The organism is Kosakonia sp. AG348, assembly GCF_003337365.1.
GTDB lineage: Bacteria > Pseudomonadota > Gammaproteobacteria > Enterobacterales > Enterobacteriaceae > Kosakonia.
The window spans coordinates 76,747-97,221 of the sequence record NZ_QPJR01000008.1 but is presented as its reverse complement, the minus strand read 5'-3'; the positions used below and the strand labels follow the sequence as shown (position 1 = coordinate 97,221).

General features: G+C 54.4%; 19 protein-coding genes. 12 read left to right on the top strand and 7 right to left on the bottom strand.

Annotated features, from left to right (window positions below; all coding sequences use genetic code 11):
- Nucleotides 1–50: 50 nt before the first annotated feature.
- From gpsA to DFO56_RS18485, 4 genes are read right to left on the bottom strand one after another with little or no spacing between them, the layout of a single operon-like run.
- Nucleotides 51–1,061 (bottom strand): NAD(P)H-dependent glycerol-3-phosphate dehydrogenase, encoded by a 1,011-nt coding sequence (gene gpsA, locus DFO56_RS18500; protein ID WP_045507528.1) that lies wholly within the window; start codon nucleotides 1,059–1,061, stop codon nucleotides 51–53.
- A complete protein-coding gene (gene secB / locus DFO56_RS18495; RefSeq protein WP_017458193.1) occupies nucleotides 1,061–1,528 on the bottom strand; it encodes a protein-export chaperone SecB in 468 nt (155 codons plus the stop codon). The genes gpsA and secB overlap by 1 nt, the downstream gene beginning before the upstream one ends.
- Nucleotides 1,529–1,567: 39 nt before the next feature.
- Nucleotides 1,568–1,819 (bottom strand): glutaredoxin 3, encoded by a 252-nt coding sequence (gene grxC / locus DFO56_RS18490; RefSeq protein ID WP_020455733.1) that lies wholly within the window; start codon nucleotides 1,817–1,819, stop codon nucleotides 1,568–1,570.
- 31 nt (nucleotides 1,820–1,850) lie between these two features.
- The gene (locus DFO56_RS18485; RefSeq protein ID WP_017458191.1) at nucleotides 1,851–2,282 is read right to left on the bottom strand and encodes a rhodanese-like domain-containing protein; all 432 of its coding nucleotides are present in this window, start codon (nucleotides 2,280–2,282) and stop codon (nucleotides 1,851–1,853) included.
- 245 nt (nucleotides 2,283–2,527) lie between these two features.
- Here DFO56_RS18485 and gpmM point away from each other — a divergent pair, with 245 nt between their 5' ends.
- Genes gpmM through DFO56_RS18465 form a run of 3 tightly spaced genes read left to right on the top strand, consistent with a single transcriptional unit; the run spans nucleotide 2,528 to nucleotide 6,295 of the window.
- Nucleotides 2,528–4,075 (top strand): 2,3-bisphosphoglycerate-independent phosphoglycerate mutase, encoded by a 1,548-nt coding sequence (gpmM, locus tag DFO56_RS18475; RefSeq protein WP_020455734.1) that lies wholly within the window; start codon nucleotides 2,528–2,530, stop codon nucleotides 4,073–4,075.
- A gap of 9 nt (nucleotides 4,076–4,084) precedes the next feature.
- The gene (gene envC / locus DFO56_RS18470; RefSeq protein ID WP_044489525.1) at nucleotides 4,085–5,350 is read left to right on the top strand and encodes a murein hydrolase activator EnvC; all 1,266 of its coding nucleotides are present in this window, start codon (nucleotides 4,085–4,087) and stop codon (nucleotides 5,348–5,350) included.
- Between the two features lie 3 nt (nucleotides 5,351–5,353).
- Nucleotides 5,354–6,295 (top strand): divergent polysaccharide deacetylase family protein, encoded by a 942-nt coding sequence (locus DFO56_RS18465; protein ID WP_045507525.1) that lies wholly within the window; start codon nucleotides 5,354–5,356, stop codon nucleotides 6,293–6,295.
- Between the two features lie 35 nt (nucleotides 6,296–6,330).
- Here the strand turns inward: DFO56_RS18465 and tdh are convergent, their stop codons facing one another.
- Nucleotides 6,331–7,356, bottom strand: a complete 1,026-nt coding sequence (gene tdh, locus DFO56_RS18460) for an L-threonine 3-dehydrogenase (RefSeq protein ID WP_020455738.1) — start codon at nucleotides 7,354–7,356, stop codon at nucleotides 6,331–6,333.
- A gap of 9 nt (nucleotides 7,357–7,365) precedes the next feature.
- Nucleotides 7,366–8,562, bottom strand: a complete 1,197-nt coding sequence (kbl, locus tag DFO56_RS18455; protein ID WP_045507523.1) for a glycine C-acetyltransferase — start codon at nucleotides 8,560–8,562, stop codon at nucleotides 7,366–7,368.
- 216 nt (nucleotides 8,563–8,778) lie between these two features.
- On the opposite strand from kbl, the gene rfaD reads away from it, so the two are divergent.
- From rfaD to DFO56_RS18430, 5 genes are read left to right on the top strand one after another with little or no spacing between them, the layout of a single operon-like run.
- Entirely contained in the window at nucleotides 8,779–9,711 is a 933-nt protein-coding gene (gene rfaD, locus DFO56_RS18450) for an ADP-glyceromanno-heptose 6-epimerase (protein ID WP_017458185.1), read from the top strand.
- Between the two features lie 2 nt (nucleotides 9,712–9,713).
- A complete protein-coding gene (rfaF, locus tag DFO56_RS18445; protein ID WP_045507521.1) occupies nucleotides 9,714–10,760 on the top strand; it encodes an ADP-heptose--LPS heptosyltransferase RfaF in 1,047 nt (348 codons plus the stop codon).
- Between the two features lie 3 nt (nucleotides 10,761–10,763).
- Nucleotides 10,764–11,747: a lipopolysaccharide heptosyltransferase RfaC gene (gene rfaC, locus DFO56_RS18440; RefSeq protein ID WP_045507519.1), complete on the top strand. Its 984-nt coding sequence runs from the start codon at nucleotides 10,764–10,766 to the stop codon at nucleotides 11,745–11,747.
- Nucleotides 11,740–12,843 carry a putative lipopolysaccharide heptosyltransferase III gene (rfaQ, locus tag DFO56_RS18435; protein WP_045507516.1) on the top strand — a complete coding sequence of 368 codons (1,104 nt, stop codon included), beginning with the start codon at nucleotides 11,740–11,742 and terminating at the stop codon, nucleotides 12,841–12,843. Before rfaC ends, rfaQ begins: the two co-directional genes overlap by 8 nt.
- Nucleotides 12,840–13,949, top strand: a complete 1,110-nt coding sequence (locus DFO56_RS18430; RefSeq protein ID WP_045507513.1) for a glycosyltransferase family 4 protein — start codon at nucleotides 12,840–12,842, stop codon at nucleotides 13,947–13,949. The genes rfaQ and DFO56_RS18430 overlap by 4 nt, the downstream gene beginning before the upstream one ends.
- On the opposite strand, the gene DFO56_RS18425 is transcribed toward DFO56_RS18430, so the two are convergent.
- A complete protein-coding gene (locus tag DFO56_RS18425) occupies nucleotides 13,928–15,031 on the bottom strand; it encodes a glycosyltransferase family 4 protein (protein ID WP_045507510.1) in 1,104 nt (367 codons plus the stop codon). The genes DFO56_RS18430 and DFO56_RS18425 overlap by 22 nt on opposite strands.
- Before the next feature lie 245 nt (nucleotides 15,032–15,276).
- Between DFO56_RS18425 and DFO56_RS18420 the strand changes: the two genes are divergently transcribed.
- The 4 genes from DFO56_RS18420 to DFO56_RS18405 all read left to right on the top strand — a co-directional run bounded on the left by DFO56_RS18420 (nucleotide 15,277) and on the right by DFO56_RS18405 (nucleotide 20,420).
- Nucleotides 15,277–16,644: an O-antigen ligase family protein gene (locus DFO56_RS18420; protein ID WP_045507507.1), complete on the top strand. Its 1,368-nt coding sequence runs from the start codon at nucleotides 15,277–15,279 to the stop codon at nucleotides 16,642–16,644.
- Nucleotides 16,645–16,803: 159 nt separating this feature from the next.
- Nucleotides 16,804–17,787: a glycosyltransferase gene (locus tag DFO56_RS18415; RefSeq protein WP_045507505.1), complete on the top strand. Its 984-nt coding sequence runs from the start codon at nucleotides 16,804–16,806 to the stop codon at nucleotides 17,785–17,787.
- Between the two features lie 7 nt (nucleotides 17,788–17,794).
- A complete protein-coding gene (locus DFO56_RS18410) occupies nucleotides 17,795–18,766 on the top strand; it encodes a hypothetical protein (RefSeq protein WP_045507502.1) in 972 nt (323 codons plus the stop codon).
- A 19-nt stretch (nucleotides 18,767–18,785) separates the two neighbouring features.
- On the top strand, nucleotides 18,786–20,420 hold the full coding sequence (locus DFO56_RS18405) for a sulfatase-like hydrolase/transferase (protein ID WP_045507500.1): 1,635 nt from the start codon (nucleotides 18,786–18,788) through the stop codon (nucleotides 20,418–20,420).
- The last annotated feature ends 55 nt before the right edge of the window (nucleotides 20,421–20,475 follow it).

Below are 20,475 nucleotides of genomic sequence, written 5' to 3'. Positions count from 1 at the left end.
TCTGCGCCAGCCTTATCGTGAGTTCAAAAAGAGTCCCTGCGACTAAGGGGTTAGTGCTCTTCCTTGCGGGCACGACCTAATAGGGTCAATGCTGCCTCGCGCGCATTTTTTCCGCAATACAATACCTGATAAATTTCCTCGGTTATTGGCATTTCGACGCCAAACCGGTGCGCCAGTGCGCGCACTTCTTTGGTATTGCGGTAACCTTCGACCACCTGGCCAATCTTGTCCTGGGCGCTTTGTACGTCCATGCCCTGGCCAAGCATCATGCCGAAGCGGCGGTTGCGCGACTGGTTGTCGGTACAAGTCAGCACTAAATCGCCTAAACCCGCCATGCCCATAAAGGTAGCTGGATCGGCACCCAGCGCGGCACCGAGACGTGACATTTCGCTCAAACCACGGGTGATCAGCGCTGTACGCGCATTGGCGCCAAAGCCAATGCCGTCGGACATGCCCGCGCCAATCGCAATGACGTTTTTCACCGCGCCGCCCAGTTGCACGCCGATGAAATCCGGGTTGCTGTAGACGCGGAAACTTTTGCCGCAGTGAAGGAGCTGCTGTAAATCCTCAGCGAACTGGGGATCCGCAGAAGCGAGGGAAATCGCCGTTGGCAGACCCGCCGCCAGTTCTTTGGCAAATGTCGGGCCGGAAATCACCGCCAGCGGAATATCCGGGCCTAACACTTCGCGCGCCACCTCTTCGAGCAGACGCCCGGTTTCGGCTTCCAGCCCTTTTGTCGCCCAGACGATACGCGCGTCATCGCGCATGAGCGGCTTGATCTGCGCCAGCACATCGCCAAAGACGTGGCTTGGTACCACCACCAGGATATTACGGCTGGCGGACAGCGCGCGGGCAAGATCGCTCTCTAATTGCAGCGTGTCGGGGAAAGGCACATCGGGGAGGAACGCGGCGTTGCAACGGTCGTGTTGCAGGGTCGCGATATGTTTTGGGTCATGGCCCCACAGCACAACCGGGTGGCCATTTCTTGCCAGCGTGATGGCAAGAGCGGTGCCGTAAGAGCCGGCACCGATCACAGTCATTGCAGCATTAAGTGCGTTCATCAGGCATCCTGATGTTGTTCGGCACCTTCGCCAGTCTGCTGTTGCAGGTAGTTCATGAACAGCGCATCAAAATTCACTGGCGCAAGGTTCAGTTGCGGGAAAGTACCGCGGGAAACCAGGCTGGTGATGCACTCGCGGGCATACGGGAACAGAATGTTCGGGCAGTATGCACCCAGGCAGTGCGCCATCTGCGTTCCTTCGATACCGTCGATAGAGAAGATACCGCCCTGCTGTACTTCGCACAGGAAGCCAGTTTCTTCGCCCAGAGAAGCGGTCACGGTAACGCGCAGAACCACTTCATAAACACCTTCCGCCAGTTGGGTGGAGGCGGTGTCGAGATCCAGTTTCACTTCCGGCTGCCACTCTTTCTGGAAGATGTGTGGCGCATTCGGCGCTTCGAAAGAGATATCTTTCGTGTAGATACGCTGAATCTGGAAAGTCATTTCGGTGTTGTTTTGTTCAGACATGAGTGAATAACCCTTAAGTGTTGTAGTGCTCTAAAAGCATTAACGCAACAGCGGATCCAGCCCGCCACGCGCGTCCAGCGCATATAAATCGTCGCAGCCACCAATGTGCTGCGCATCAATGAAAATCTGCGGAACCGTCGTACGGCCACTACGTTGAATCATCTCTTCGCGTTTTACCATATCACCGTCGATCGGCAGCTCAGCAAAAGCAACACCTTTGCTGTTCAGCAGCGCTTTTGCGCGGTGGCAAAACGGGCAAGTCGCTTTCGTGTAGATCTCAATATTGGCCATATCTCTTCTCCGATGTTTACCCGTGGGTAAATTATTTACCGCGAACTAACGGCAGGTTTTCGCCCATCCAGCCAGAGATACCGTCTTTCAGCACAAAGACCTTCTCGAAACCGGCTTTCACCAGCTCGTTCGCCGGGGTCTGGGCCTGCATGCCGGTACCATCAACAACGATAATCGGCGCGCTTTTGTGTTTTTCAAGCTCACCTACATTATTGGCTTTGATCTCGTTTGGCAGCAAATTCACCGCGCCTGCGATGTGACCTTTACGGAAATCATCACGCTGGCGTAAGTCCACTACCACGGCATCTTCTTTATTAATGAGGCGCGTAGCTTCGCCGCGAGAAATCACTTTCACTTTAGACGCAATGCCCTTGAAAGTGGTAAACAGCACAGCACCGAACAACGCAATCCAGGCGATACACAGGATTGGGTTGCGGCCAATAAATTGCATAATTTCTTGCATCTGGGGTTACAACTCCGGACTTAGTGATTAAAAACCAGCAAGGAGTATACCTGCGCAGTGGGGCAAATACAGCCAGCGAGCGCGACGGAATGCATTTTCTGCGGAGTGTTACAAAAAAAATAAAGACTCGCTGCGCAAACAAGGGGCTGGTCAGCCGCTTTCTTTGATCTTCTGCGGCTATTTTATCGATTCAGCTGTAGTAAAATTACGCAAATTTTTTGTCTTCTGAGCATGAGGTTGTCGCAATGTCGGTTTCTAAAAAACCTATGGTACTGGTGATTCTGGATGGCTACGGCTACCGTGAAGACCAGCAGGATAACGCTATTTTCAACGCTAAAACCCCGGTAATGGACAAACTGTGGGCAACCCGCCCGCATACGCTGATTGACGCGTCAGGCCTCGAAGTCGGCCTGCCGGATCGCCAGATGGGCAACTCCGAAGTCGGCCACGTTAACCTGGGTGCAGGACGTATTGTTTACCAGGATCTGACTCGCCTGGATAAAGAGATCAAAGAGCGTACGTTCTTTAGCAACCCGGTACTGGCCGGTGCGGTAGACAAAGCGGTTGCCGCTGGCAAAGCCGTGCACATTATGGGTCTGCTCTCCGCAGGCGGCGTGCACAGCCATGAAGATCATATTATGGCGATGGTGGAACTGGCCGCAGAACGCGGTGCGGAAAAAATCTATCTGCACGCTTTCCTCGATGGGCGTGACACGCCGCCGCGCAGCGCTGAATCCTCGCTGAAAAAATTCGAAGACAAGTTCGCCGCGCTTGGTAAAGGCCGTGTTGCGAGCATTATTGGTCGTTACTATGCGATGGATCGTGACAACCGCTGGGATCGCGTGGAACAAGCTTACAACCTGATGACCGAGGCCAAAGGCGAGTTCACCTTTGATAGCGCCGTTGCGGGTCTGCAAGCGGCTTACGCTCGCGACGAAAATGACGAGTTTGTAAAAGCGACGGTTATTCGCGCCGCAGGCCAGCCCGATGCGGCAATGGAAGATGGCGATGCGCTGATTTTCATGAACTTCCGCGCCGACCGCGCACGCGAAATTACCCGCGCGTTCGTTAACGCAGACTTCGACGGTTTCGCACGTAAGAAAGTGGTTAAGCTGGGCGATTTCGTTATGCTGACCGAATATGCCGCCGACATCAAAACTGCCGTCGCCTATCCACCGGCTTCTCTGGCGAATACGCTCGGTGAGTGGATGGCGAAGCACAACAAAACTCAATTGCGTATTTCCGAAACGGAAAAATATGCCCACGTCACCTTCTTCTTTAACGGCGGCGTAGAAGAGCCGTTCCCGGGCGAAGACCGCATTCTGATCAACTCGCCGAAAGTGGCGACTTACGATCTGCAACCGGAAATGAGCTCCGCAGAGCTGACCGAGAAACTGGTGGGTGCGATCACCAGCGGGAAGTACGACACCATTATTTGTAACTACCCGAACGGTGATATGGTCGGTCATACCGGCGTGTTTGAAGCTGCTGTCGCCGCTGTTGAAGCGCTGGACCACTGTGTTGCAGAGGTGAGCAAAGCGGTGGAATCCGTAGGTGGCCAGATGCTGATCACCGCCGACCACGGTAACGCCGAGCAGATGCGTGACCCGTCAACCGGTCAGGCACACACTGCGCATACCAACCTGCCGGTGCCGCTGATCTATGTTGGCGACAAAGCGCTGAAAGCCGTTTCCGGCGGTAAACTTTCCGACATCGCGCCGACTATGCTGACGCTGATGGGCATGGAAATCCCGCAAGAGATGACTGGTAAGCCGCTGTTCATCGTGGAATAATCGCTCCCCATGAGGGGAAAGGCGATTTTTTCAATTACATGGGTCGGGCTCCGACCCTTTCTTTGCGCCAGCGCACTCAGCGCTGGCGCATTGCTGTGCGCCGTTTCCGCCCACGCGGATGACCGCGATCAGCTCAAATCTATTCAGGCCGATATCGCTGAAAAAGAGCGCGCGGTACGCCAGCAACAGCAGCAACGCGCGGGCCTTCTTGCCCAGTTAAAGGCACAGGAAGAAGCCATCTCTGCCGCCACTCGCCAGCTGCGGGAAACGCAAAACACCCTCGCCCAGCTCAATAAGCAGATCGCCGAGATGAACGCCTCGATTGCCAAACTGGAACGTCAGCGCACCACGCAGGAACACAACCTGGCAGCGCAGCTTGATGCGGCGTTCCGCCAGGGGCCACACACCGGGATCCAGCTGATTCTGAGCGGTGAAGAGAGCCAGCGCGGCCAGCGTTTGCAGGCCTACTTTGGTTATCTTAACCAGGCGCGACAGGAAACCATCGCTCAGTTGAAACAGACGCGCGAAGAGGTCGCCACGCAAAAATCCGAGCTGGAAGAGAAGCAGAGCCAGCAACAAACGCTGCTGTATGAGCAAAAAGCGCAGCAGGCCAAACTTGAACAAGCGCGCAGTGAGCGGCAGAAAACCCTTTCTGGTCTGGAATCCTCCATTCAGGAAGGCCAGCAACAGCTCAGTGAAATGCGCGCCAACGAATCTCGCTTGCGCGATCGCCTCGCCCGCGCGGAAGCGGCAGCTAAAGCCCGTGCCGAACGTGAAGCCCGCGAAGCGCAAGCCGTGCGTGACCGCCAGAATGAAGCCAGCCGCAAAGGCACCACGTATAAACCTACCGAGAGCGAACGCTCACTGATGTCCCGCACCGGCGGTTTAGGTTCGCCGTCTGGCCAGGCCGTCTGGCCGGTTCGCGGCCCGTTACTGCATCGTTATGGCGAACAACTGCAGGGTGAGCTACGTTGGAAAGGGATTGTTATCGGCGCGTCTGAAGGCAGTGAAGTGAAAGCTATCGCCGACGGGCGTGTGATCCTCGCCGACTGGCTGCAAGGTTATGGCCTGGTGGTGGTGGTGGAACACGGCAAGGGCGACATGAGCCTTTACGGTTACAACCAGAGCGCGCTGGTGAGCGTAGGCACCCAGGTTCGCGCCGGTCAGCCGATAGCCCTCGTAGGGAGCAGTGGCGGTCAGGGCCGGCCTTCACTCTATTTCGAAATTCGCCGTCAGGGTCAGGCGGTCAATCCACAGCCGTGGTTGGGAAGATAAGGTTTGCTTCAATTTCGTCGTATTGTTTTGACGCTCGCCAGTGCGCTGGCGTTTTCCGCTCCGGTATTCGCCGGGAAATTGGCCATCGTGATCGACGATTTCGGCTACCGCCCACAAACTGAAAACCAGGTGCTGGCCATGCCGCAGGCGGTCTCCGTCGCGGTGCTGCCCAATGCAACACATGCTCGCGAAATGGCGACCAAAGCGCACAACAGTGGCCATGAAGTGTTGATCCATCTTCCAATGGCACCGCTGAGTAAACAGCCGCTGGAAAAAGACACGCTGCGCCCGGAGATGAGTAGCGCAGAGATTAAGCGCATCATCAGCGATGCAGTCAACAAAGTGCCGTATGCCGTCGGGCTGAATAACCATATGGGTAGCGCCATGACGTCCAGTCTGTTTGGCATGCAGAAAGTGATGCAGGCGCTGGAGCGCTATAACCTCTATTTCCTTGATAGCATGACTATCGGCAATAGCCAGGCGCTGCGCGCCGCTTCCGGCACCGGGGTAAAAGTCATTAAGCGCAAGGTGTTCCTCGACGATACGCAAAACGAAGGCGATATCCGCCGTCAGTTTGACCGCGCCGTACAGTTAGCGCGTCGCAATGGTTCCGCCATTGCTATTGGTCACCCGCATCCCGCCACTGTTCGTGTTCTGCAACAGTCTCTCTACAATTTGCCGGCGGATATTACGCTGGTGCGCCCGAGCGATCTGCTCAATGAACCGCAGACAGATACCTCAACGCCCAACGCCACACCACCAGGCGGTACCGTTCAGCCACCGCGTAATCCGTTTCGCGGCGCAAAACTGTGTAAAGCGAAGCACAAACCTGAACCGGTTTACGCCAGCCGCTTCTTTAGCGTAATCAGTGAAAGTGTTGGCGAGAGTACGCTGGTGCGTTATATGCAGAATCAGTGGCAAGGGTGGAAAACAACCCACCCTTAAGCATTAAAAAGGCGCCACAGGCGCCTTTTTCGTTATTAATCCCAGCTCAGAATCACTTTGCCGGACTGCCCCGAGCGCATCGCGTCGAAGCCCTGCTGGAACTCGTTGATGCTGAAACGATGGGTAATAATCGGCGAAAGATCCAGACCAGACTGGATTAACGCCGCCATCTTATACCAGGTTTCGAACATCTCACGACCGTAAATGCCTTTGATAAACAGCCCTTTGAAGATGACTTTAGTCCAGTCGATAGACATATCGGACGGCGGAATACCCAGCATCGCAATACGGCCGCCGTGGTTCATGGTGTCGAGCATCGTGCGAAACGCTGGCGGCGCGCCGGACATCTCCAGACCCACGTCGAACCCTTCGGTCATACCCAGTTCTGCCATCACATCCGCCAGATTCTCTTTGGCGACGTTAACCGCGCGGGTAACTCCCATTTTGCGCGCCAGATCGAGGCGGTACTCATTCACATCGGTGATAACCACATGGCGTGCACCAACGTGTTTTGCCACCGCTGCGGCCATAATACCAATCGGGCCTGCGCCGGAGACCAGCACATCTTCTCCCACCAAATCAAAGGAGAGCGCCGTGTGCACCGCGTTACCAAACGGATCGAAAATCGACGCCAAATCGTCAGAAATATTGTCGGGGATTTTGAAAGCGTTGAACGCCGGGATCACCAGGTATTCGGCAAAACAGCCCGGACGGTTGACGCCCACACCCGTGGTGTTACGGCACAGATGCGTACGCCCGGCGCGGCAGTTACGGCAATGACCACAGGTAATATGGCCTTCACCGGAAACGCGATCGCCAATTTTAAAACCTTTCACTTCCTGGCCGATGCCCACCACTTCGCCGACATATTCATGGCCGACGACCATCGGTACAGGAATGGTTTTTTGCGACCAGTCGTCCCAGTTGTAGATATGCACGTCAGTGCCACAAATCGCGGTTTTGCGAATTTTAATCAGCAGATCGTTATGACCAACATCCGGCTCCGGTACGTCGGTCATCCAGATGCCTTCTTCTGCTTTCAATTTGGATAACGCTTTCATTTCACGCCCTCAGGCAATCACACCCAGTTGTTTACCAATGCGGGTAAAGGCAGCAACCGCACGCTCAATTTGTTCAGGCGTATGCGCCGCAGACATCTGTGTGCGGATACGCGCCTGACCTTTTGGCACCACCGGGAAGAAGAAACCGGTGACGTAAATCCCCTCTTTTTGCAGCTCACGCGCGAAGTTTTGCGCCACCACTGCATCGCCCAGCATCACCGGGATAATGGCGTGGTCTGCCCCTGCCAGCGTAAAGCCTGCGGCGGTCATTCTTTCGCGGAACAAACGGGCATTTGCCCACAGGCGATCGCGCAGCTCAGCACCGGACTCAAGCATTTCCAGCACTTTAATGGACGCGGCAACAATGGCGGGAGCCAGTGAGTTGGAGAAAAGATACGGGCGGGAACGCTGACGCAGCCACTCCACCACCTCTTTACGCGCCGCGGTGTAACCGCCGGACGCGCCGCCAAGCGCTTTGCCGAGCGTGCCGGTGATGATGTCCACGCGCCCCATCACGTCGCAATATTCATGCGTACCGCGACCATTCGCCCCAACAAAACCGACCGCGTGAGAGTCATCGACCATCACCAGCGCGTCATATTTATCCGCCAGATCGCACACGCCTTGCAGGTTAGCGATCACGCCGTCCATGGAAAACACGCCATCGGTCGCAATCAGTACATGACGCGCGCCCGCTTCACGCGCCTCTTTCAGGCGGGCTTCCAGCTCCTGCATATCGTTATTGGCGTAGCGATAGCGCTTCGCTTTACACAGACGCACACCGTCGATGATAGAAGCATGGTTCAGCGCGTCGGAAATAATGGCGTCTTCCGCACCAAGCAGCGTTTCAAACAGGCCGCCGTTCGCATCAAAGCAGGAGGAGTAGAGAATGGAATCTTCCATACCGAGGAAATCGGCCAGCTTCTTCTCCAGCGCTTTGTGGCTATCTTGCGTGCCACAGATAAAGCGCACGGAGGCCATACCAAAGCCGTGGCTGTCCATACCGGCTTTCGCGGCAGCAATCAAATCAGGGTGGTTGGCAAGGCCAAGATAGTTATTGGCGCAGAAGTTAATGACATGGTCGCCATTGGCCACGGTGATATCAGCCTGCTGGGCCGACGTAATAATGCGTTCTTCTTTAAACAACCCTTCCGCCCGCGCGGTTTCCAGGTCGTTCGTTAACTGTTTATAAAAATCCCCACGCATCGCAATTCTCCAGACTGGGCAAATTTCGGCACATATTACCGAAAGGTATACGGTGATACGAGATGACACAGCATCCATTCTTCATTTTGTAGCATAAATCACGCATAGGCATATCGTTCACTGGGTGAATGGCTGAAGGGTCGTCAATGTGATGATATGATAAGAGACATTAGTGTCTGAGATCGTCTCAACGCTCCACTTTTCAAAGGTACAGTTATGATCATCGTGACCGGCGGCGCGGGTTTTATCGGTAGCAACATCGTTAAGGCCCTGAATGATAAAGGCATCACCGATATTCTGGTGGTGGATAACCTGAAAGACGGCACCAAATTCGTCAATCTGGTCGACCTGCACATTGCCGACTACATGGATAAAGAAGATTTTCTGATCCAGATTATGTCTGGTGAAGAGTTCGGTGATATTGAAGCCGTATTCCACGAAGGTGCGTGTTCATCCACCACCGAGTGGGATGGCAAGTACATGATGGATAACAACTATCAGTACTCCAAGGAGCTGCTGCACTACTGCCTGGAGCGCGAAATCCCGTTCCTGTACGCATCTTCTGCCGCGACTTACGGTGGCCGTACTTCGGACTTTATCGAATCCCGTGAATACGAAAAGCCGCTTAACGTTTACGGCTACTCAAAAATGCTGTTCGACGAGTATGTGCGCGGCATCCTGCCGGAAGCGAACTCCCCGATCGTCGGCTTCCGCTACTTCAACGTGTATGGCCCGCGCGAAGGGCATAAAGGCAGCATGGCGAGCGTGGCCTTCCATCTCAATACCCAGTTGAACAACGGCGAAAGCCCGAAACTGTTCGAAGGCAGCGAAAACTTCAAACGCGATTTCGTCTACGTGGGCGATGTCGCGGCGGTCAACCTGTGGTTCTGGGAAAACGGTGTTTCCGGTATCTACAATCTGGGTACCGGTCGCGCGGAATCTTTCCAGGCCGTTGCCGACGCCACTCTGGCCTTCCACAAAAAAGGCAGCATCGAATACATTCCGTTCCCGGACAAACTGAAAGGCCGCTACCAGGCGTTTACCCAGGCGGATCTGACCAACCTGCGCGCGGCGGGTTACGACAAACCGTTTAAAACCGTCGCCGAAGGCGTAACCGAGTATATGGCCTGGCTGAACCGCGACGCGTAAGTATGAAAATTTTGGTCATTGGCCCGTCCTGGGTCGGCGATATGATGATGTCGCAGAGTCTTTACCGCACGCTTAAAGCGCGCTTTCCCCAGGCGATAATCGATGTGATGGCACCCGCGTGGTGCCGTCCACTTTTATCACGCATGCCGGAAGTTAACGAAGCGATCCCAATGCCGCTCGGCCACGGTGCGCTGGAAATTGGCGCACGCCGTAAGCTGGGCCACAGCCTGCGCGAGCGCCGTTATGACCGCGCCTACGTGCTGCCCAATTCGTTTAAATCCGCGCTGGTACCGTTCTTTGCCAACGTGCCGCACCGTACCGGCTGGCGCGGTGAAATGCGTTACGGTCTGCTCAATGACGCTCGCGTACTGGATAAACAAGCCTGGCCGTTAATGGTGGAGCGCTATGTGGCGCTGGCCTATGACAAAGGTGTGATGCGCTCGGCGCAGGATCTGCCGCAGCCGCTGCTGTGGCCGCAGTTGCAGGTTAACGACAGCGAGAAATTACAAGTTTGCGCGACGTTTGATATTTCTGCCGAACGCCCGGTGATTGGTTTTTGCCCCGGCGCAGAGTTCGGCCCGGCCAAACGCTGGCCGCACTACCATTACGCAGAACTGGCCAAGCAACTGATTGATGAAGGCTATCAGGTGTTGCTGTTTGGTTCGGCGAAAGATCACGAAGCGGGCAACGAGATTCTGGCCTCGCTGAGCACCGGGCAGCAAGCCTGGTGCCGCAATCTGGCCGGTGAAACGCAGCTGGAACAAGCCGTAGTGCTAATTGCCGCCTGTAAAGCGATCGTTACCAATGATTCCGGTTTGATGCATGTCGCCGCCGCGCTTAATCGTCCGCTGGTGGCGCTTTACGGCCCAAGCAGCCCGGATTTCACTCCGCCGTTGTCGCACAAAGCCCGCGTGATCCGCCTGATTTCCGGCTACCACAAAGTGCGCAAAGGCGACGCCGCTGAAGGTTATCACCAGAGTCTGATCGACATTACCCCGCAGCGCGTACTGGAAGAGTTGAACGCGCTGTTGCTGGACGCGGAAGGATAACCGATGCGGGTATTGATCGTTAAAACTTCGTCGATGGGTGATGTGCTGCATACGCTGCCCGCGCTCACCGACGCCGCGCAGGCGATTCCCGGCATCCGTTTTGACTGGGTGGTGGAAGAGGGTTTCGCCCAGATCCCCGCCTGGCACGCCGCCGTTGAGCGCGTTATTCCGGTGGCGATCCGCCGCTGGCGCAAAGCCTGGTTTTCCGCCCCCATTGCCGCCGAGCGTAAAGCCTTTCGCCTGGCGGTACAGGCTGAGCGGTACGACGCGATTATTGATGCACAAGGGCTGGTGAAAAGCGCCGCGCTGGTCACCCGACTGGCGCATGGTGTGAAGCACGGCATGGACTGGCGCACCGCGCGCGAGCCCTTAGCAAGCCTGTTTTACAATCGCCGTCATCACGTTGCTAAACAGCAACATGCGGTTGAGCGCACCCGCGAATTATTCGCCAAAAGCCTCGGTTATACCAAACCGCAAACGCAGGGTGATTACGCCATCGCCCGCCATTTTGCCGTCGCCGACGCGGCGCATTCGCCCTATGCCGTGTTCTTACACGCCACCACCCGCGATGATAAACACTGGCCGGAAGCGCACTGGCGCGAGCTACTTAATTTGCTGGCTGACAGCGGCTTACGCATAAAGTTACCGTGGGGCGCGCCGCATGAAGAAGCCCGCGCGAAACGGCTGGCGCAAGGGCTGGATTTTGTCGACGTCTTGCCGCGGATGAGCCTTGAGAATGTGGCGCGAGAACTGGCCGGCGCGCGGTTTGTCGTCTCGGTTGATACCGGTTTAAGCCATCTGACCGCCGCGCTGGACAGGCCGAACGTCACGCTTTATGGCCCAACGGATCCTGGCCTTATCGGTGGATACGGAAAAAACCAAACCATTTGCCGCCCGGAAAACTCTTCGCAGCTGAGCAGCCTTTCCGCCGCTGCGGTTTATCGCCAATTACAGCCTTTGCTGACAGCTGAGCGTGTCCATGTCTGATTTCTTCTCACCCGAACGCCCGCCGAAACGGGTGCTGATTATCAAGTTGCGTCACCACGGTGATGTCTTGCTGACCTCGCCGATGTTTACCGTACTGAAGAAAAACTGGCCCGGCGTCGAAGTGGATGCGTTGGTGTACGACGATACCCAGGCGATGTTAACCAACCATCCGTATATCGATCAGGTGCATACCATCGGGCGCAAATGGCGCAAACAGGGCTGGCTGAAACAGTTAAGCCTCTATCGCGGCCTGCGCAACCGGCTCAAAGCGCGCAATTACGATGTACTGATAAATCTCACTGAACACTGGCACGGTGCGCGTCTGGCGCGCAAGCTGAAACCCCGCGTCTCTGTCGGCTTCAAACCGGATAAGCGCGGCGGCCTCGCCCGCTGGCGCTGGGTGAAATCCTTCACCACGCTCTACCCGGCAATTCAGGATAACAGCCGCCATATGGTGGAAGTGAACCTGGACGCCCTGCGCCGCATTGGCATCCACCCGGCCAGCGCGGAGGACAAACGCACGTTGTTTACGCCAGGCGAGGAAGCGGAAAACACCATTTTGCAAAAACTGGCGGGCTTTGGTCTCGCCAGCAAATCCTACATTCTGGTGCACCCGACATCGCGCTGGATGTTCAAAGCCTGGCAAATCGACAAGCTGGCGGCGACCATCGACACGCTGGCAGCCCGTGGCTTACCGATCATTCTCTCAGCCGCGCCGTCGAAAGAAGAGAGCGATTATATGGATAAGCTGCGCGCCGCACTGACGCAGCCGGTGTTTGATTTAAGCGGGCAACTGAATCTGAAAGAGCTTGGCGCGTTGATGAAACATGCGCGGCTCTACTTCGGCGTGGATTCCATGCCAATGCATCTGGCCAGCGCCGTGGGTACGCCCACCGTCGCCATTTTCGGCCCGACGGGCGCGATAAAATGGGCGCCCTGGGGTGTCACTTACCGGGTCATTACCGCCGGTTTTACCTGCCAGCCTTGTGGCAAAGCGGGCTGCGGCGACAGCCAGGTTTCTGATTGCATTACCGCCATTACGCCTGCGCAGGTGCTCGGCGCGATTGATACCTTACTGCTGGAAAACCCCGCATGAAGCTGGCTATCGTCAGACAAACCTATAACCCGAACGGCGGCGCAGAACGTTTCGTTTCCCGCGCCCTGAATGTGCTGGCGCAGGATACCTCGCTGGATGTCACCCTAATCGCCCGCGAATGGGAAAACGCCGCTGGCTGGCACACCCTGACGGTCAATCCACCGTTTCGTAACCGCAAAATGCGCGAAGCGGGTTTTGCTGACGCCGCAGCGGCGCATTTTGCCGATTTCGATATTGTGCAAAGCCATGAGCGCATTCCCGGTGCGACCATTTTCCGCGCCGGCGACGGCGTACATGCCACCTGGCTTGAGCAGTACAGCCGCATTCTGTCACCGCTAAAACGCTGGTCGCAGAATTTCAGCCCCTATCACCACTACATTTTGCAGGCGGAGCGCCAGATGTTCGCGCATCCTGCGCTGCGCAAGGTTATCTGTAATTCGCGGATGGTGCGCGATGATATCGCCCGTCGTTTTCAATTGCGCGACGATCAATTGACGGTGATTTATAACGGTGTCGATACTGCCCATTTCCACCCCAGCGTGCGTGAGTTGTCCCTGCGAACGGCACTGGCAATACCCACTAACGCGCCGGTACTGGCGTATGTCGGTTCCGGTTTTACCCGTAAAGGTGTCGCGACGGCGCTGCGTGCGCTTGTCGCGCATCCATCCGTCTGGCTGTTGATAGCTGGTCGCGATAAACACGCCCGTAAGTTTGAAAAGCTGGCGCGCCAGTTGGGCGTGGCGAAGCGTGTGCGTTTTCTTGGCCCGGTGGCGGATATTCGCCAGGTCTACGGTTCAGCGGATGCGCTGATCCTGCCAACGCTCTACGATCCATTCCCGAACGTCTGCGTTGAAGCGCTGGCTTGCGGGCTGCCACTGTTTACCAGCCCTGGCTGCGGTGCTGCCGAATGGGTGGTCGAAGGGGAAAACGGCTGGGTGCGCGATGCGCTGGATTGCGAAGGTTACAGCGCGTCTGTCGGTGAGTGGCTGACTGGCCGTACGCGCGGCGTGGATTATGCGGCGGCGGCGCGCGCCACCGCAGAACCCTGGACGCTGGACCGGATGGCACAGGAGTTGCAGGCGCTTTACCGCGACCTGCTGCGCTGAGCGGCGTCGGCGAACACCTTTTCCATCGCCGCCAGCATACATTCACGCGTTAAGTGGGCGCACAGGTAATCATAACCCTGTTGCGCCAGCGTATCGCGTAACGCGGCGTCGCCAGCCAGGCGAACAATCGCACCGCGCAGGGCTTCAATATCGCGCTGTGCCACCAGCAAGCCGGTTTGTTCATTGATAATGGCATCCGCCGTGCCCCCTGCATCTGTGGCGATAGTCGCGATGCGGCAAGCCAGCGATTGCAGTACGCCTTGCGGTACACCTTCCATATCGTGCGACGGACTTAACGCAATATCGAACGCCGGAAACCACTGCGAAGGATTGCTTTGATGGCCCGCCATCACCACGCGATCCTGCAAACCAAGCTGAACGATTTCCTGTTCCAGCGTCGCCCGATGCGGCCCTTCACCGACAATCGCCAGTTTGATCGCCGGGTCGTTAATTTGCGCCAGCGCTTTGAGCAACACGCTATGCCCTTTGTTCGGGCGCAGATGGGACACCACACCCAGCCACAGGGCATCCTGCGCTAACCCGCACTGTTCACGCGCAGCCATTTTATCAGCAGGATGAAAACGTCGGGTATCAACACCGCTTGGCACGGAGGTGGTTTGTTCCAGCGGCACGCCGAGGTCGACCATTTGATAGCGCAGCGCTTCTCCGGTACTGACGATATGCGCGCAGGCACGGCGGAACAGCCAGCGCGTGGTCCAGTTATCGCGCGGCGTACCGGAAGCATGGCGGGTACGCACCAGCGGCACCGGGCGCGACAGCGTGAGGTTCGCCAGCGCCACCAGCCAGGTATCGGCAGAATTATGGCTATTAATCACATCAATGCTGTCGCGGTTCGCTCGCAACCAGCGGCGCAGCGCAAGCAGGTTGGCGATATTCTTACGTTTCAGCGGCATAGTCACTACCGTTAGCCCGGCATCGCTCGCCATCTGGTGCAGCGGCGCGGTTTTCGGGCACAGGATAGTCACCTGATGGCCGCGCTCCAGCATGCCTAACGATTCATTGATAATCCGCAGCGGCTGCCCGCCTTTCCCGCCATCTGCTTCGGTGTGAACAATATGCATAGATTTCCTGTAACCTGGCTTACAGACGCCATAAATGGGGGCATTATATACATCGGTAGCGCCGAAGTGCACGGCGAGCTATTTCCAGGAGAAAGCCCTGGTTACAAAGAAGCCACTTCTTAACATAATTTTTCTGTGGTAGTTTTCCCCGGGCTTCATCACACTGACCTGGCGATCCTGGGGAATGCATTCTGGAACGTTAATTTGCCGATAAGGCCACAAATTTATTAATCAGCCTGAGAATTATGACTAAAACTCGCACTTTTTTGGCAGGGATCCTGGTCCTGTTTACCCTCGCTTTGTGTTTTGTCTGGCCAATGCCTAACGGTCAATTACCTTTCCACAGAAATGGATTCATCTATCCGGTTATCGCGCTTTCACTCGGCCTGTTTTTCACCTCTCCACAAGCTCGCGCTCAGTTGCACGGCAAACAGTTGCGCTTTGTCCTTTATACGCTTGGCGCGTTAACCCTGTTCCTGCTGATCAACGGCTTGTTTGTCGCACCAGATTTGAAAGAGATGATCGGTACCTGGGATGGGCAATGGGTGCGTCCTGCACTACTTTTTTGTGCAGGTATCGTGTTGTTGCCAGCCGTACAATCGGCTTTCCCCAATTTTTCCGCTGCCCGGCTATTTACGTTGATTGTGCTCTCTTTCTGGGGCGTTATTCTCATTCACTTGCTGGATACGGTTTGGCTTTACTGGCGTGATGGGATAATCCATTGGGGTGAGACACGTATTGTGTTTAACCGCACGCGCATGAGTTTCCAGATCAATATGATCACCGGTTTTATTCTGGCAGAACTGTTGGCGCGCGGTTTAATGCACCAGCGTTTTCTACGTCTTAACACACCGGTGCTTGGCTTATTACTGCTGTCTAACCTTGTCTGTACCGCATTAGTGGACACACGCTGGGGGACTATCGGCCTGGTTGGCGGCCTGTTTTCCGCCTTCATCCTTATCACGCTGCACAATATGCAGCGCAGCCGGGTAGTGCTGACCTGTGGCATTTTAGTCGCCATTATCGCGGCATCCGCGGCGCTGGGCTACGCCTCGTGGAAAACAGACCCGCGCTGGCAAAGTCTGGAAAGCGATGCGATTGCCGGCTGGAATGCCCCTTTTGACAGTTTCTGCTATATCAAGAGCGCAGCAGCCCCCATAAACGACATGGATACGCCGATGAACCACTCTAATGGTTGCCGGGCCAGCTTCTTCCATCAGGGATGGAAATTGGTCTTCAAGTATCCTGCAGGGATGGGTCCCCACAAAGAAGCTTTCAACTATATTTTGAATCGCGATTTACATACCAATCGCATCACTATCCCACACAGCCATTACGGTTTGATTGAATTCGGTCTGCAAAATGGCTTCGCGGGCATCGCGGGTTGGTTAATTCTGTTGGCGGGATGTTGGTATATCGGTTGGCGGCATTTTCGTCATGGCAACACGATGATCGGTATGTTTTTGCTGCTGTTTACCATTGGTTTCTTCTCACGCACGTTGGTTGATCATAACTTGCTGGATCACTACCTTGAGCAATATATGTTTCTTACTGGCCTCTTGATTGGCATGTGTGCTTTACAGCAGCTGCGCTCTGATCCCCCTAAAATCTAACAGTCTCCCCGTGCGCCAGTAGCTTTCTTTATCGCTTCGTAGATAATGAGCACCGCTGGCGCAACCACCACGGAACAAATCTGCCGCTTCGATGGTCTTTAAAAGGCCATTAACTATCAGGGTAAATCCCTCGCACAGCCCGCTTTTAACGGAGAAAGCATGTCTGATACACCGCAACTGAGCCTCGTTATTGCTGTTTATAATGGCGAAAAATTCCTCAGCGCATTCTTTGACAGTATCAAGAAGCAACAGCTTGAAAGTCTCGAGATGATTGTTGTTAACGACGGTTCAACCGATGGTTCTGCCGAAGTGATCGCGCGTTACGCCAGTGAGTTTGCTCACTTTCAGGTGATCAACCAGGCGAATCAGGGCGTTTCAGCGGCGAGAAATACCGGCCTTGCCGTCGCGCGCGGTGAATATCTTGCTTTCCCCGATATCGATGATGTGATCTATCCCGGCATGTATCCGCGTCTGCTGGAGATAGCGACGCAAGGTAATCTGGATGTCGCTACCTGTAATGGCACTTACATCTATGATGACGGCCGTCCGGCAAAGAAAATTTTTCCGTCCGATAAACTCTCCTCAACAGGCGTACTGGAAGGGCCGGTTTGGCTGCAAATGGCGCTCTCGTCACGCAAATTTCTGCATGTCACCTGGCTGAATATTTACCGTCATGCGTTTATCAAAGAGCATGGTTTTACGTTTGAACACGGTTTGCGCCATCAGGATATTCCCTGGACAACTGAAATATTGCTTACCGCGAAGCGTGTTCAATATGTGGATGAAACGTTTTACGACTATTTGATCCATTCTGCATCGGTATCACATATTCCTGGTACCAATGACACGCGCATGCGTTCAGCGCGTCATTATATGAAAATCCTCGAAATGCTCGACGCGATTAACCGTCGATATCCGGAACAAGTCAAACGTGTTCCGGCTTGTCAGTGGCAAATCGCCAAAGAAGGGTTGGGCATTTTGCATGAGATTAACAACATTGATGATCTGGCAAAAAAACGTGAGATCACGCAGGAGCTTTTTGACCGTGGGATTTGGTCAATGATTTGGCAGAACGCACGTGGATTCCGCCAGCGCTGGCGACTTGGGCGTCGCTACTTTCGGCTTAAAAAACTTATTAAATAACTAAACCATGACCAGATTTAGGTTACATATCGTCTCACATGACGACTTTATCGCAGCAAATTTTGCCGATTTTCAGACCCTGATGGATGAAAGCGTCAATCCGGATGATATACCCCAACGGTTTTATTGTGGGGGCCGGGGCGTATGGACATTTCAAACCATGCTCAGCCTGAATTATTACTACCCTGGTGAAATAGGATTTTCATGGGGCACTCAGTGTCGTGCAGACGCCATTAATTTGCTGCATAACGATCATTTCGGTTACCGGATAAAACCGTGGAATGGTCTCACCGTGGTCGCCCGAACCGATCGCCCACCCGTGCTCGGCGCAGATTATGTGGTTGAACAAAATCCGGCCGTCTTATCGACACCAGGACGAATATTCATCCCACATTGGCCTCAACCGGGTTTGCAACCACGTGAACGTGACGATAACACCGTGCGTACCGTTGCCTACTTCGGCAGTAAAGACAGCTTTCCGGATGCGTACCAGACCGAAGAATTTAAACAACGTTTGACGGATCAAGGTATTACGCTGCGCATCTCGTTTGATAACTGGACAGATTACCGCGATGTGGACGTATGTCTGAGTTTTCGCAAAAACCACGATCACCGGCTGGCGCGTAAACCGGCCAGTAAATTAATTAATAGTTGGCTGGGCAAAACCGTCATGATCTGCGATGACGAACCCTCTTTTCGGGCTATACGCGAAAGCGAACTGGATTATTTGATCGCCAAAACGCCCGATGAAACCTTTGCCGCCATTATGAAGTTGAAAAATTCTCCTGACTTGTTTGCCCGCATGCGTGAACAAGGAGATAAACGGCGACTTGCGCATTCACATGAAGCTGTTGCAGCTAACTGGAATGCCTTGTTTGAAAGTATCTGGAAAAAAGGGCTACACAACCGCACTACCGCCGGGCGCGCTTTGCGCTTCGTATTGAGTAAGGCGATTCGTCCGCTTACCAGGAAGTTTTAATAAAAAGCCAGGTAGTTAAATGTTAAGTAACTCTTTATCGGCCCACGGAAAAGTGGGGCGCGATAGCGTACGGACTCTGCTCCTGACGTTATCTTTTGTACTGCTTTTTTCTTTTTCTGAACTCATTGTTATCGCGAAGGATCATGTCTATCGCCCCAAAAGTGATGATATTGCGCTTTATCTCATCATTGCTCTGCTGGCCGCTATCAGCGCGCGTTTCATCATTACGCGTTTATTGCTGTCCGTAACCTTTATCGTTCAGGTTACAGAGGCCATTTACTACCAATTTTACGGTCAGTTCTATGGGCCAAGCGAAGTCTGGTTGGCTTTTGTTGAAACAAACGATATCGCCAGAGGCATGCTTGACAGCCTGGGTTCACTGGGAATTTTCTTTTCTATCCTGGCGATCGCGCTTGTCTTCATTCTCGGTTTTGCTCGCCGCCTTGCGCCACAGTGGCGAAATTCACTGGCGGTACCGTGCATGTTAGCTATTACGGTGATGTTTGTCGGTCAGTTTTATAAGGCCAAAGATGGGCAGATGTACAAATTCAACCCGGATCTGCGCCACTCATTGCTACGTAATGGTTTGTCTGCGGTAAGCTTCAGCGCCATGCGCCTGATCCCTGAAGCCATATCCGGTGAAAATCAGAATATCGCGAGTTACGAGCCTTATCAGGTGACACCAAGAAGTGATTTCCAGTTTGGTAAATACTCAATCATTCTGGCGATTGGCGAAAGCCTGAACCCGCACCGTATCAGTGCTCTCGGCTATGAGCGCGATACCACGCCGGAGCTGAAGGTATTGATGGAGCAATATCATGGCAGTAGCAAACTGATCGTCTCCAATGCCGTTTCTACCCGTGTCGCGATCCCGATGCTGGTGAATAATTTGCGCGAGCCAGATAACTATTTTGCATACAAGTCGAAAGCGACCAATATATTCGCTAATGCGAACAAGCAGGGGTTTGAAACAGCGTTTATTTCGGCGCAGGGACTTGAAGGCTTGAGTAACTGGATCGGTATTCACGATATCGATCTCTGGGAAGACACGCAGATTCGCCCGGCACCCGATATCGGCGCGGATAAAGTGTTAACTCCGTCGGTTGAAGACGCTGGAATGAATTGGGATAAGCCGTTCTTAATGGTCTTAAACAGCCGTGCACCGCATATTCCTTACGATAGCAATATCCCGCAAGGGTTTGCTAAATTCTCGACGCCAGCGCTTAGCGATACCGTGGCACAGAAAAAAAATGAATATGACGACGCTGTGCGCTTCTATGACAAAGAGCTGGCATCCGCCATCCGTACTGTTATGGCGAAATCGAAGCTACCTGTGCTGGTCTTTATTACTTCCGACCACGGCGAGCGGGTTGGAGAAGGTGGTTTATTTGGGCATTCGGTCGTTGAGATGCCGATCGCTGAGGTGCCATTTATCTATTTCAGTAACGACCCCACAATGTCGCTAAGCGCTATTTCGCCACAAGCGCCACGCAACCATTACCAACTGGCAACCCTGATAAACAAAATGATCGGTTTTGATGTGAGCAACCCCAATCAAAAAGATGATAGCTACTACATCACCGGCGGCGATATCCGCGGCCTTTCCGAAAAAGTGACTTATCATCTGGATTCACTTTCGGACGTTAAACCATAATCACCGCCCGGGACGGGCAGAAATGCCCGTCTTTTCTTAATTTCCTACCAGAATC

What these genes read in the sequence shown, in the direction of transcription:
- DFO56_RS18420 (WP_045507507.1), top strand. Translation starts at nt 15,277, where the DNA reads ATGACTAAAACTCGCACTTTTTTGGCAGGGATCCTGGTCCTGTTTACC.
- DFO56_RS18485 (WP_017458191.1), bottom strand. Translation starts at nt 2,282, where the DNA reads ATGCAAGAAATTATGCAATTTATTGGCCGCAACCCAATCCTGTGTATC.
- rfaC (WP_045507519.1), top strand. Translation starts at nt 10,764, where the DNA reads ATGCGGGTATTGATCGTTAAAACTTCGTCGATGGGTGATGTGCTGCAT.
- rfaF (WP_045507521.1), top strand. Translation starts at nt 9,714, where the DNA reads ATGAAAATTTTGGTCATTGGCCCGTCCTGGGTCGGCGATATGATGATG.
- gpsA (WP_045507528.1), bottom strand. Translation starts at nt 1,061, where the DNA reads ATGAACGCACTTAATGCTGCAATGACTGTGATCGGTGCCGGCTCTTAC.
- secB (WP_017458193.1), bottom strand. Translation starts at nt 1,528, where the DNA reads ATGTCTGAACAAAACAACACCGAAATGACTTTCCAGATTCAGCGTATC.
- gpmM (WP_020455734.1), top strand. Translation starts at nt 2,528, where the DNA reads ATGTCGGTTTCTAAAAAACCTATGGTACTGGTGATTCTGGATGGCTAC.
- DFO56_RS18410 (WP_045507502.1), top strand. Translation starts at nt 17,795, where the DNA reads ATGACCAGATTTAGGTTACATATCGTCTCACATGACGACTTTATCGCA.
- rfaQ (WP_045507516.1), top strand. Translation starts at nt 11,740, where the DNA reads ATGTCTGATTTCTTCTCACCCGAACGCCCGCCGAAACGGGTGCTGATT.
- grxC (WP_020455733.1), bottom strand. Translation starts at nt 1,819, where the DNA reads ATGGCCAATATTGAGATCTACACGAAAGCGACTTGCCCGTTTTGCCAC.
- rfaD (WP_017458185.1), top strand. Translation starts at nt 8,779, where the DNA reads ATGATCATCGTGACCGGCGGCGCGGGTTTTATCGGTAGCAACATCGTT.
- envC (WP_044489525.1), top strand. Translation starts at nt 4,085, where the DNA reads ATGAGGGGAAAGGCGATTTTTTCAATTACATGGGTCGGGCTCCGACCC.
- DFO56_RS18430 (WP_045507513.1), top strand. Translation starts at nt 12,840, where the DNA reads ATGAAGCTGGCTATCGTCAGACAAACCTATAACCCGAACGGCGGCGCA.
- kbl (WP_045507523.1), bottom strand. Translation starts at nt 8,562, where the DNA reads ATGCGTGGGGATTTTTATAAACAGTTAACGAACGACCTGGAAACCGCG.
- DFO56_RS18405 (WP_045507500.1), top strand. Translation starts at nt 18,786, where the DNA reads ATGTTAAGTAACTCTTTATCGGCCCACGGAAAAGTGGGGCGCGATAGC.
- DFO56_RS18425 (WP_045507510.1), bottom strand. Translation starts at nt 15,031, where the DNA reads ATGCATATTGTTCACACCGAAGCAGATGGCGGGAAAGGCGGGCAGCCG.
- DFO56_RS18415 (WP_045507505.1), top strand. Translation starts at nt 16,804, where the DNA reads ATGTCTGATACACCGCAACTGAGCCTCGTTATTGCTGTTTATAATGGC.
- tdh (WP_020455738.1), bottom strand. Translation starts at nt 7,356, where the DNA reads ATGAAAGCGTTATCCAAATTGAAAGCAGAAGAAGGCATCTGGATGACC.